Annotated in this window: 1 protein-coding gene; it reads right to left on the minus strand. The window is 68.6% G+C overall.

The genetic code is table 11. The features are described from left to right. The coding region (locus EN818_RS31250; RefSeq protein WP_135906676.1) for a putative sulfate exporter family transporter at positions 1 to 347 on the minus strand (347 nt) is incomplete at both ends.

Here is a 347-nt window from a genome sequence, read left to right on the forward strand (position 1 = left end):
GAAGGCGACGACGAACCACGGCATTGGCGGCTTCGCGGCGGACGAATCGGTGCTGCCGCGGCGCGCCATCAGGCCGAGCGCGATCACCATCGGCGCCAGCATGGCGACGCGCGTCAGCTTGGCGACGGTTGCGGTCTCGCCGGCAAGCGTGCCGTTCTGGAAGCCGGCGCCGATTACCTGCGACACCTCATGGATCGAGGCTCCCGCCCACAGTCCGAACCCGTGCTGGTCGAGCCCGAGAACCGGCGCGAGCAGCGGGAAGCCGAGCATCGCGATTGTGCCGAACAGCGTGATCGCGGCAACGGCATAGGTGACGTCCTCGTCGCGCGCGTCGGTGATGATGTTGG

Origin of the sequence: Mesorhizobium sp. M3A.F.Ca.ET.175.01.1.1, assembly GCF_004791945.1 — a bacterium.
Classification (GTDB): domain Bacteria; phylum Pseudomonadota; class Alphaproteobacteria; order Rhizobiales; family Rhizobiaceae; genus Mesorhizobium.